The 10837-nt window shown below is 72.5% G+C and carries 9 protein-coding genes; 1 reads left to right on the plus strand and 8 read right to left on the minus strand.

Translation table 11 applies throughout. The annotated features are described in order from the left end of the window. Positions 1-55: 55 nt before the first annotated feature. Genes DW309_RS15180 through DW309_RS15200 form a run of 5 tightly spaced genes read right to left on the minus strand, consistent with a single transcriptional unit; the run spans position 56 to position 5788 of the window. Positions 56-2368 carry an arylsulfatase gene (locus DW309_RS15180; protein WP_136045850.1) on the minus strand — a complete coding sequence of 771 codons (2313 nt, stop codon included), beginning with the start codon at positions 2366-2368 and terminating at the stop codon, positions 56-58. Next, positions 2369-3154: an ABC transporter ATP-binding protein gene (locus DW309_RS15185; protein WP_136045851.1), complete on the minus strand. Its 786-nt coding sequence runs from the start codon at positions 3152-3154 to the stop codon at positions 2369-2371. It lies immediately after the preceding gene. After that, positions 3151-3987: an ABC transporter permease gene (locus DW309_RS15190; RefSeq protein ID WP_136045852.1), complete on the minus strand. Its 837-nt coding sequence runs from the start codon at positions 3985-3987 to the stop codon at positions 3151-3153. Before DW309_RS15190 ends, DW309_RS15185 begins: the two co-directional genes overlap by 4 nt. Continuing rightward, a complete protein-coding gene (locus DW309_RS15195) occupies positions 3987-4766 on the minus strand; it encodes an ABC transporter permease (RefSeq protein ID WP_136029132.1) in 780 nt (259 codons plus the stop codon). Before DW309_RS15195 ends, DW309_RS15190 begins: the two co-directional genes overlap by 1 nt. A 5-nt stretch (positions 4767-4771) precedes the next feature. After that, positions 4772-5788, minus strand: coding sequence for an ABC transporter substrate-binding protein (locus DW309_RS15200; protein ID WP_136045853.1), 1017 nt, complete (start codon positions 5786-5788; stop codon positions 4772-4774). A 151-nt stretch (positions 5789-5939) separates the two neighbouring features. On the opposite strand from DW309_RS15200, the gene DW309_RS15205 reads away from it, so the two are divergent. After that, positions 5940-6551, plus strand: a complete 612-nt coding sequence (locus DW309_RS15205; protein WP_136045854.1) for a TetR/AcrR family transcriptional regulator — start codon at positions 5940-5942, stop codon at positions 6549-6551. Positions 6552-6571: 20 nt separating this feature from the next. Here DW309_RS15205 and DW309_RS15210 read toward each other — a convergent pair whose 3' ends face one another. The 3 genes from DW309_RS15210 to DW309_RS15220 form a co-directional block, all read right to left on the minus strand. Then, positions 6572-8038 (minus strand): GMC family oxidoreductase, encoded by a 1467-nt coding sequence (locus DW309_RS15210; protein WP_136029156.1) that lies wholly within the window; start codon positions 8036-8038, stop codon positions 6572-6574. A gap of 164 nt (positions 8039-8202) precedes the next feature. After that, a complete protein-coding gene (locus tag DW309_RS15215) occupies positions 8203-9681 on the minus strand; it encodes an aldehyde dehydrogenase family protein (protein WP_240753256.1) in 1479 nt (492 codons plus the stop codon). Positions 9682-9728: 47 nt separating this feature from the next. After that, positions 9729-10837 (minus strand): HNH endonuclease signature motif containing protein (locus DW309_RS15220; RefSeq protein ID WP_205812807.1); only part of this gene is annotated, 1109 nt, incomplete at its 5' end.

Genomic DNA, 10837 nt, shown 5'->3' on the forward strand with positions numbered 1-10837 from the left:
CCGGTGCGGTCGGCGCCGGCGACCCCTCAGACGCCGGCGCCGACCGCGGTCCCGGTCAGTCGGCGACCGCCAGCACGGCCCGTCCGACGGCTCGCAGCTCTGTCGCGTCATGCGTCGACCGCTGTCCGGGCACGTAGCGCACCCGCCGCAGCTCACCGCCGCGGAACGGGAAGGAACGGTGCCGCTCGTGCAGCTCCCAGTCGACCGGGCCGCCGTAGTCGTAGCCGACGCTGATGCCCGTGAACGGCGCCATCCCGAGCAGCATCGGCACGTCGTCGATGCGGGCGACCTCGGCGCCGTCCACGTCGAGCGCGACCCGCCACCGCAGTCCCGGCCGCTCGTCCACGCGCAGCAGCAGCTCGTGCGACCCCGGAGCGAGCCGGGGGCCGTCCGCCCGGTGCATCGCCCCGTACGCGTTGTACGCCAGCAGCGGCGCGCGGTCGTCGAGCGCGAGCAGGTAACCGCCGCCCTGGTCGCCGTGCGCCACGATCACGCCCGCCGCATCGTCGCGCACGAGCACGTCGACCTCGACCAGGAACGACCGCAGCACGGTGAGCTTGGACGACCGGAACCGCTCCAGCGGGGGGCGGAACGGGATGAGGTCGACCGGAGCCGACAGGGGCTCCTCGGTGTCGGGCCGCAGCCGGAACAGGGCGCCCTCGTCGTCGAGCGGGAACACGGTGTTGCGCCAGGCCTCCGCGTGCCACCGCGCCGCGAGGGCCCGGACGCGTTCCGGGTGCAGGGCCGCCACGTCGCGGGTCTCGGTGGGGTCGGCGGCGAGGTCGTACAGCTCCCACACCCCGCCCTCCGGCCCCTCGTCGCGCGTCGGGGGCACGGTCGACAGCGCCTTCCAGCCGCCCTCGACGATCGCCCGCCGTCCGACGCACTCGAAGTACTGCGCCTCCCGGCCGTCGGCCGCGGGGTCGGCGAGCACGGACGCGATGCTGCCGCCGTCCATCTCGAGTGCCGGCCGTCCGTGCCGCTCGTCGAGCGGGGGCACGCCGCACAGCTCCAGGATCGTCGGGGCGAGGTCCGACACGAACACGAACTGATCGCGCAGGCCGCCCGTCATGGGGGCGTCGGGCCACGACACGATCAGCGGCGCGTGCACCCCGCCCTCGTAGGTCGTGGCCTTGAACGAGCGGAACGGCGTGTTCGACACGCGTGCCCAGCCGGTCGGGTACTGCCCGAACAGCCGCGGGCCGCCGATGTCGTCCACGTCGCGCGGCACGTCGCGCACCCAGCCGTCGGGCATCGCCCCGGAGGCGCCGAACTGGGCGAAGTAGCTGCGGGTGCCCGTCGGGCCGCCCTCCGCGGTGCCGCCGTTGTCGCTCGCGAGCACCACGAGGGTGTTGTCCCACTCGCCGCTGCGCTCCAGGCGCGCGCGCAGCCGCCCCACGCTCTGGTCGATCTCGTCGACCGCGGCCGCGTACACCTCCATGTGCCGGGCGAACAGGCGCTGCTCCTCGGGGTCGAGCGCGTCCCACGCGGGGATGCTCGCGCCGTCGGCGAGCGGGTCGGGCGGCAGTTCGGCGTGCGGGGGCACGATGCCGCGCTCGCGCTGCCGGGCGAACCGCTGCTCGCGCATCCGGTTCCAGCCGTCCTCGTAGCGGCCGCGGTACTTCTCGATGTCGGCCTCCTTGGCCTGGATCGGCCCGTGCACCGAGGTGTGCGCGTAGTAGAGGAAGAAGGGGCGGTCGGGCTCGTTCACGCGCAGGTCGTCGATCATGCCGATCGCGCGGTCGGTCAGCTCGTCGGTGAGGAAGAACCCGTCGGGGAACTCCCGCACGTCCACCACGGAGTTGTCCTGCACGAGCCGGTGCGGGTGGTGCAGCGAGGTGAAGCCGTCCATGCTCCCGAAGTACCGGTCGAACCCGCGCTGCAGCGGCCAGGTGCGGCGGTCGGCGCCGTCGTGCAGCCGCGACTCCAGCGTCAGGTGCCACTTGCCGACCATGAAGGTCGCGTAGCCGCCGGCGCGCAGCGATTCCGCGAGAGTGGGGGCCGCCGCGGGCAGCTCGCACGAGAAGCCGGGGTAGCCGGGGTCGACGTGCGCCACGAACCCGAACCCCGCGCGGTGCGGGTTGAGCCCGGTGAGCAGCGCCGCCCGCGCCGGGGAGCACATCGGCGCGGTGCGGTAGTTCGTGAACACCCAGCCGTCGTCGGCGAGGGCGTCGATGTGGGGCGTGTCGATCTCGCTGCCGAACGGGCCGAGGTCGCTGAAACCCAGGTCGTCGATCAGCATCACGATCACGTTCGGCGCCCCCGCCCGCGCCCGCCGCGGCTCGGGCCACCACGGCTCCGACTCCGACGTGAACTCCGCCGCCGTGCCCTCGAAGCCCTCATAGCCGCGGGCGTCTGCGGCCGCCATTCAGCCGGCCCTCCGGATCAGCTCGAAGATGCGCGTGCGCAGCTCAGCGAACGCCGGGAGCGCCCGCGTGGTCAGCTGGTCGCGCGGGCCGAGGTCGATGTCGATGATCTCGGTGACCTTGGCCGGCCGCTCGCCGAGCACCACGACGCGGTCGGACAGGTACACGGCCTCGTCGATGTCGTGGGTGACGATCACGATGGTCATGCCGAACTGCTCGCGGATCCGCAGGCACAGGTCCTCCAGCTCGAAGCGCGTCTGCGCGTCGACCGAGGCGAAGGGCTCGTCCATCACCAGCACCTCGGGCCGGTAGGCGATCGCCCGGGCGATGGCGACGCGCTGCTGCATGCCGCCCGACAGCTGCCACGGGAACTTCGCCTCGGCACCGGAGAGGCCGACCGCGGCGAGCGCGGCGCCGATCCGCTCCTCGCGCTCCGCGGCGGGCAGACGCAGGTGCTTCAGGGGCAGCCGCACGTTCTTCTCCACGGTGAGCCACGGCATGAGCGAGCGCGTGTACTCCTGGAACACGAGGGCCATCTCCTGCGGCGGGCCGTCGATGGGCACGCCGTCGATCGCGGCACTGCCTGCGCTGATGCCCTGGAGCCCGGTGAGGCACTTGAGCAGCGTGGTCTTGCCGATGCCGGACGGCCCGACGATGCAGCACACCTCGCCGGCGCGCACGTCGAACGTGAGGTCGGCGATCACCGGCACGAGGCCGTTGCGGGTCTGGTACGACTTGGCGAGTCCGTCGACGCGCAGGCGCACGGGGGCGCTCTCGATGGTGGTCATGCGTTCTTCTCCTGTTGCTGGGAGGCGATGTACCAGCGCAGCACGCGGCGCCGGAAGAGGGTGAACAGGGCGGTGGCGGCGTAGCCGATGATGCCGAGCACGAGGATGCCCGCCCACATGTCGGGGATCGCGAACGACTGCTGCGCGAGCAGGGTCGCCGCTCCCAGTCCGGTGGAGGAGCCGAGCATCTCGCTCGCGATCATCACGACGAACGCGGTGATGAGGCTGACCTGCATGCCGGAGAGGATGCGCGGCCCCGCGGCGGGCAGCATCACGGAGAGCAGCCGCTCGGGGCCGGTCAGCCGGTAGACGCGGCTGACCATGTCGAGCGTCGGCTCCCCTGCGCGCACCCCGTCGATGGTCGAGATGAGGATCGGGAACACCGCGGCGAGGGTGATCGAGAGGATGCGGGTCTCGGTGCCGAAGCCGATCAGCGACACGAAGATCGGCACGAGCGCGACGGGCGGGATCGCGCGGAAGAAGTGCACGGTCGGCTCCACCAGCCAGCTGAGCGGACGGATGAGCCCGAGCACCAGGCCGAGCAGCACGCCGATCACGGTCGCCAGCACGAACGACAGCGCGAGGTTGCCGACCGAGGAGGCGACGTCGACCAGGAACGCCGGCGTCTGCGCGAGCTGCCACAGGCGCTGGAGGATCACCTGCAGCGGCGGGAAGAACGCGTTGGTCGAGGCTGCGGAGGCGACCCACCACAGCACGAGCAGCAGCACCGGCACGGCGATCTCCGCACCGATCAGCACGCCCCGCGGGAGGCCGCCCTGGCCGCGCCTCCTGGACAGGCGCGAGGGGGTCTGGATCGAGGTGGTCAGGGTCATCACACGACCTGCTTCCGGTACTGGGGGTGCCAGTGCAGCAGCCGCCGCTCGCCCCACTGGCTCAGTCCCTGCACGAGCAGTCCGAGCACACCGAGGAGGAGCACGTAGGCGAACAGCTGCGCCTGGTTGCCGCTGATCTGCGACAGCAGCAGGCTCTGGCCGAGACCGGGTCCGCCGCCGAGCAGCCCGGCCACGACCGCGACCACGAGCGAGGTGGGCGCCGCGACGCGGATCGCGGTGCCGATGTAGGGCAGGGCGCTGGGCAGCACGATGCGGCCGAGGATCTCGCCGCGCCCCATGCCGTACGAGCGCCCGGTCGCCCTGGCCACCGGATCGGTGTCGAAGACGCCGGCGGAGGCCTGCACGGCGATCGCGATGAAGCAGCCGAAGAACACCAGGAAGATCCCCATGCCCAGGGTGGGCCCGAGCACGAGCACCACCACGGGCAGGATCACGATCGGCGGGATCGGCTTGAGGAACTCGAGGGGCACGCGGGTGGCGTGCATCGCGAGCGGCGAGGTGCCGATCGCGACGCCCAGCACCACGCCGATCACGATGGCGAGCACGAGCCCGACGAGCGCCATGGTGAGGGTGTCGCCGAGCGCGGTCCAGGTGGCGGGGGTGCCGAGCAGGCGCACGGCCTCGCCGATCGCGGCGGTCGCGGGCGGCAGCGGGGAGTCGGCGAGGGGCCCGGCGGTCGCGGACCACTCCCAGAGGGCCAGCGCCGCGAGGACGCCGACCGCTCCGACGAGGGGTGGGACGAGGGGGGAACGGGTCATGGTGCTCACTCCGCGGTGACGACGACGCCCTCGAGGTCGACCGGGGACGGCAGGAAGCCGAGCTTCCCGAGCTTCTCGTTCACGCGCTCGAGGTCGATCGGGGCGACCTCGGCGGGCCAGAACGGGAGCTTGACCTCGTCGACCGTGAGCGTCGAGCCGGTGGCGTCGATGCCGGCCTGGATCGCGTCCTCCGGATGCTCGTTCGCGTAGGCGTTGCTCTTGGCGATGGCCCGCTGGAACGCGGCGATCGCATCGGCCTTGCCCGAGAGGGTGCTCTCCCCCGTGGTCCACAGTCCGACGGCACCCTCCTCGAAGAAGCCGACCGACGGGGCGGAGACGAACGTCGCCCCGGCCGCAGCGGCCTCGCCGGTGAACGGGCTCACGAGGCCCGCCGCGTCGACGGTGCCGCTCTTGAGCGCCGCGACCGCGGAGGTGAAGTCGAGCACGACCCACTCGACCGAGGAGGGATCGACGCCGGCGCGGTCGAGGGCATCGGTGATCACGACCTCCAGCTGCGCCTTGCGGGCGGGGATGGCGATGGTCGCGCCCTCGAGGTCGGCGACGTCGGTGATGCCGCTCGCCGCGGAGGCGTAGAGGCCGGTGTCGTCGACCTCGGCCGGGTCCTCGGCGTCGGCCGCGCCGTCGACGTAACCGTCGGCGGGAGCCACGACCTTGAGCGGCACCCCGCTCGCGAGCGCGTTGAGCAGCGGGATGCTGGGGGCGTAGGCGATGTCGACCTGGCCGCTCTGCGCGGCGGCGAGGCCCGCGGGCGGGTTGGCGACCACCGACGTCTCGATCGCCAGGCCCTCGTGCTCGAAGAAGCCCTGCTCCTGTCCGAGCAGCAGCGCCCCGTCGGAGACGAGTCCGATGGTGGCGACCTTGAGGGTGGTCAGCTCGCCGCCCGCGCCCGAGCCGGAGCCGGAGCCGGAGTCGGCCGGGAACGACGTGCACGCGGCCAGCGCGAGCACTCCCGCCGCGGCGACCACTCCGGCCGCCCGTCGTGCGAGTCGATTCATGTTCATGGAGAACTCCTCTTCGAGTTAGTCACCGGCTGGTGATTTTAAAGATCGTACTCGTGCCCTGCAGGGCTGCGGTTACGATCGGGTTACATTAGTCACCGAATGGTGACGAAAAAGGTCATGCAGATGAGGGTTGATGCAGAGGGGGATATCGATGCCGAAGATCGTCGACCACGACGAGCGCCGCGACCACATCGCCGACGCCGCCACACAGGTCATCATCCGGGTGGGATTCGACAAGCTCACCATGCGGGAGATCGCGACCGAGGCGGGGTACGCGCACGGCGCGATCGCCCGGTACTTCCCCGACAAGCGCAGCGTCCTCACCGCCGCGTTCCTCCGGCTGTACACGCTCGCGAACGACCGCATCCACGCGCGCATCGAGGGCGTGCGGGGGCTGGAGGCCCTGGAGCGCATGTGCCGCGAGATCCTGCCCTACAGCCCGAACGGCCCGCTGTACGCGAAGGTCGTGATCGCATTCTGGGACCACGCCTCGCAGGACGAGGAGGTCACGCGCATCCACCGCGTGAACAACCTGCACTGGCGCGACCTGTTCCGCCAGTGCCTGATCGAGGCGCGCGACGACGGCGAGCTGGCTGACCACGTCGACATCGAGACGGCGGTCAACGAGATCGCGTCCCGCAACGCCGGCTGGCAGATGATCTCGGTGCTGATGCCGGACTCCGCGGGGGACGGACGGCTGAACGACGCGCTCGGCGCACTGCTGTCGATGCTGCGCCGCCCGGCCGCCCCGCCCTCCCGCTGATCGCACCGCGCCCTCCCCCGTCAGCCCGCCAGGACGAAGCGCGCGCCGCGCTCCCCGATCATGGCGGCCGGTGCGTTCGTGTTGCCGGTTGGGACCGTGGGCATGACCGAGGCGTCGACGACGCGGAGGCCGTCGATGCCGCGCACCCGCAGCTGCGGATCCACCACGGCCTCGGCGTCGGAGCCCATGCGGCACGTGCCGACCTGGTGGTGGTAGGTGATGGCGGTGCGGCGCACCCAGTCCTCGACCGCGTCGTCGGGCACGTCCGGCCCCGGGTAGACCTCGGTCGCGCCCCACTCCTCGGCGAGCGCCGGCCGGGTGCCGATGCGGCGGCACTGGCGCACGGAGGCGGCGAGGGCGTCGGCGTCGCGCTGGTCTTCGAGGGCGGCGAGGTCGATCGCGGGCGGGTCGGCGAGCCCCGGCCCGGTGAGCCGGAGCGACCCGCGGCTGTACGGCGTGACGAGACCGGCCATGAGGGTGAAGCCGTCGCTGCCGCGCGGCTCCAGCTCGCCCCACATCGGCACGGAGAAGTGGATGGGCTGGGTGTCGGGTTCGGGCAGGCCCTCGCGGCTCCGCCAGAACAGGTGGCTCTGGGTCACGGAGACACCGGGCTGCGGCGGGCCGACGGGCTTCTTCCCGGTGGCGAAGATCACGGGCGACAGCAGGTGGTCGTGCAGGTTCCTGCCCACGCCGGGCGCGTCGAGCACCACGGGGATGCCGAGTGCGTCGAGCTCGTCGGCCGGGCCGATGCCGGAGCGCAGCAGGATCACCGGCGTGCCGATCGCGCCTGCCGCGAGGATCACCTCGTCGGCGCGCACCTCCTCCGTCTCCTCCCCCTCGCCCAGCCGCACGCCGACCGCGCGGCCGTCATGCACGATCACGGAGTGCACCTCGCGGCCGGTGAGGATGGTGAGCTGCTCGGCGATCGGCTGCGCGTACGCGGTCCACGTGTTCACGCGGCGCCCGTCGCGCATCGTCACCTGCTCCTGCGAGACCCCGTCGAGCACACCGCCGTTGTAGTTCGGGTTGTGCGGCAGGCCCTCCTGCACGGCCGCCTCGATGATCGACGCCTGGATCGGCGAGAGCGGATAGTCGTCGGTGACCGGGAGCAGGTCGTTCTCGATCGCGGCGAACACCGGCTCCACGTCGGCCCAGCTCCAGCCCGTGGCGCCCTCGCGGTCCCAGCGGTCGTAGTCGGACGCGGCGCCGCGCACCCAGATCATCGCGTTGAGCGCGTGCGACCCGCCCGTGACCTTGCCGCGGGGAAGGTGCAGTCGACGCCCTCCCGCATGAGGCTGCGGCACCGTGAAGAAGTCCCAGTCCTCGGCCGAGTGCCACAGCTCCCCCGCACGGGACGGGTCGTGGATGGCCGGGTTGGTGTCGTAGCCGCCCGCCTCGATCAGCGTGACCGCCACGCCCGCATCGCTGAGGCGCCGCGCGACGATCGCGCCCGACGTGCCGGCGCCCACGACGATCGCGGACCGGATCGCGGGCTGCTCCGACTCCGGGTTCACGGCCGCGCCCGGGTTCACGGTCACGCCCGGGTCCTCGGTCACGCCCGGGTTCACGGTCACGCCCGGGTCCTCGGCCGCGCCCGGGTTCACTGCCGCGCCCGGGTCCTCGGTCACGCCCGGGTTCTCGGCTGCCACGGTCAGGCCTTGCGCCCGGGGCCGGACACGACCTGGGTGACCGCGACCGACTTGAGGCCCTCGACGCCGAACTCCAGACCGTAGCCGGAGCTCTTGACGCCGCCGAACGGCACCATCGGGTGCAGGCCGCCGTGCGAGTTGATCCACACGGTGCCGGACTGCATGCGCGACGCGGCCTCGCGGGCGGCCTCGGGGTCGCTCGACCACACGGACGCGCCGAGGCCGACGTCGAGCGCGTTGGCGAGGTCGAACGCCTCGTCCACGTCGCTGTAGCGGATGACGGGCAGCGCCGGGCCGAACTGCTCTTCCTGCACGAGCGCGGCGTCGTTGTCGATGTCGGCCACGATCGTCGGGCGGTAGAACAGCTCGCCGAGGTCGGATGCGGGCTCGCCGCCGGTGACGATCCGGGCGCCGCGGCTCTTCGCGTCTTCCACGAGCCGGCTGACGATGTCGAACTGCGGGCGGTTCTGCAGCGGCCCGAGCACGTTGCCCTCGTCGAGGCCGTTGCCCATGGGCACCTGCTCGGCGATCGCGGCGAGCGCGTTCACCACGTCGTCGTAGATCGAGTCGTGCACGTAGAGGCGCTTCATGGCGGCGCAGGTCTGGCCGGTGTTGATGAAGGCACCCCAGAACAGGTCTTCGGCGATCGCGGCGGCGTCGGTGCCGGGGAGCACGATGCCGGCGTCGTTGCCGCCCAGCTCGAGGGTGAGGCGGGCGAGGTTGCCGGCGGAGCTCTCTATGATGCGGCGGCCGGTCGCGGTGGAGCCGGTGAACATGATCTTGTCGATGTCGTGGTGGGAGGCCAGTCGCGCACCGACCTCGCGGTCGCCGGAGATGCCGATGAGCACATCCGCGGGCAGCACCTCGTTCATGACGGCCAGCATCGCGAGCACGCTCAGCGGGGTGTACTCGCTGGGCTTCGCGACGACCGTGTTGCCCATGCGCAGCGACGGCCCGATCTGCCAGATGGTGATCATGAGGGGCCAGTTCCACGGGCCGATCGCGCCGACGACGCCCGCCGCCTTGTACACGAGCTCGGCGTGCAGGGTCTCGTCGTCGACCAGCACCTGCGGTTCGAGCACGGTGGTGGCGTTGGTGCGCAGCCACGCGGAGCAGGCCCCCAGCTCGAAGCGCGCGTTCGGGCCGTTGAGCGGCTTGCCCTGCTCGCGCGACAGCAGATAGGCGAGGCCCTCCGCGTTGGCGTCGATCGCGTCGGCCGCGGCCAGGAGGAGTTCGCTGCGCTTCTCGTGTCCGAGGGCCTCCCATGCGGGCTGCGCTGCCTTGGCGCGGGCGATCGCAGCGTCGAGGTCGGCGACCGTCGCGACGGGGGCGCGGCCGATGACCTCCCGGGTCGCGGCGTCCGGGATCTCCCGGCCGGCACCCTCCGGCGCCTGGATGCGGTCGAGCAGAGCGGCGGCTGCGGACGCGGCGGAATCGGTGGATCCCGAGTCGACGGCTACGGGAACGGCGGAATCGGACATCGGTGTCTCTCCTTCGGCGGGTCACGGCGCGGACGCCGGTCTTCTTCTCATTGTCGGTCGGCCCCTCCGACGACACTTGTCGCGGAGCGCGCCGCAGATGTCTCCGCGCGAAGGATGCGCGCGCGGCGGGCGTGCGGCGGCTCCGCACCGGGGCGCGGCCCCCTCGGCGGTGGGGTGCGCCATCGTCGCGCGGGATCCCACCAGGCCGGCCCTCGCACGAGCGGCACTCCCCCTCGCATGCGGATCTGCCAGCCGGACGTGTCGAGCGTGCGGTGATGGTGCCAGCACAGCGCGACGCCGTTGTCGGTGTGGGTCGGGCCCCCGCGGGCATGCTCCGCGACGTGGTGGATCTCGCACCAGGCGGCGGGGACGTGGCACCCGGGGATGAGGCACTCACGATCTCGGGCACTGATCGCGCGGCGCTGCGCGGTCGTGAAGATCCGCTCGCTCGACCCGAGCCCGACGATCCGCCCGTCCGCCCCGAGGACGACCCGCTGCACCGTGCCGCCGCAGGCCGCGTGCGCGGCGACCCGGGTCGAGACCGGTGTGCCGACGCCCTCGACCTGCGCCCAGCCTCGTCCTCGGGCGAAGTCCTCGGCGGCGACCGTGACCACCAGGGTCGGGGCGCCGCCACCCAACTGCGGCATGTCGTCGTGGCGGGCCGCGATCCCCAGCGCTGCCGCGAGCGCATCGTGCTGCTTCTGTGCGCGGCTCCGCCCATCGACCATCCCTCCGGCATCTCCGGACGGGAGCGCGTCGTCCTCCGGAGAGACCGGCAGGTCGCCGGCGGAGGCGTCATCGAGATCTGCGGACGGGACGAAGTGGACGCCGGGAACCGGCGGTCCCTCGACCTTCGGGTTCAGGTACGCGTCCCAGATCCGCTGCAGTTGCCCCGCGACCTCGGGCAGCAGCGCGCCCCGGATCGGGATGACGCCGTCCTTGGCGCGTGCGAGCACCACGCCCCGAGCTCGCATCGCGATGTCTTCCGCGGGCTCCGCGCCATCGGGATCGAGATACTGCAGGATCACCTGCGCACGCACCCGCAGATCCTCGGGAGTCGGCACGGGGCCTGTCTCGTGCCCGTCCGGTGGGGCGTGCGTCGCGCGCGCCCCGCCCGCCCCGTCACAGGTCTCCGCGCCCTCACCGGCCGCCGCGC

Source organism: Microbacterium sp. K41 (genome assembly GCF_004794395.1).
Taxonomy (GTDB): domain Bacteria; phylum Actinomycetota; class Actinomycetes; order Actinomycetales; family Microbacteriaceae; genus Microbacterium; species Microbacterium sufflavum.

What these genes read in the sequence shown, in the direction of transcription:
- DW309_RS15200 (WP_136045853.1), bottom strand. Translation starts at nt 5,788, where the DNA reads ATGAACATGAATCGACTCGCACGACGGGCGGCCGGAGTGGTCGCCGCG.
- DW309_RS15205 (WP_136045854.1), top strand. Translation starts at nt 5,940, where the DNA reads ATGCCGAAGATCGTCGACCACGACGAGCGCCGCGACCACATCGCCGAC.
- DW309_RS15195 (WP_136029132.1), bottom strand. Translation starts at nt 4,766, where the DNA reads ATGACCCGTTCCCCCCTCGTCCCACCCCTCGTCGGAGCGGTCGGCGTC.
- DW309_RS15190 (WP_136045852.1), bottom strand. Translation starts at nt 3,987, where the DNA reads ATGACCCTGACCACCTCGATCCAGACCCCCTCGCGCCTGTCCAGGAGG.
- DW309_RS15215 (WP_240753256.1), bottom strand. Translation starts at nt 9,681, where the DNA reads ATGTCCGATTCCGCCGTTCCCGTAGCCGTCGACTCGGGATCCACCGAT.
- DW309_RS15185 (WP_136045851.1), bottom strand. Translation starts at nt 3,154, where the DNA reads ATGACCACCATCGAGAGCGCCCCCGTGCGCCTGCGCGTCGACGGACTC.
- DW309_RS15180 (WP_136045850.1), bottom strand. Translation starts at nt 2,368, where the DNA reads ATGGCGGCCGCAGACGCCCGCGGCTATGAGGGCTTCGAGGGCACGGCG.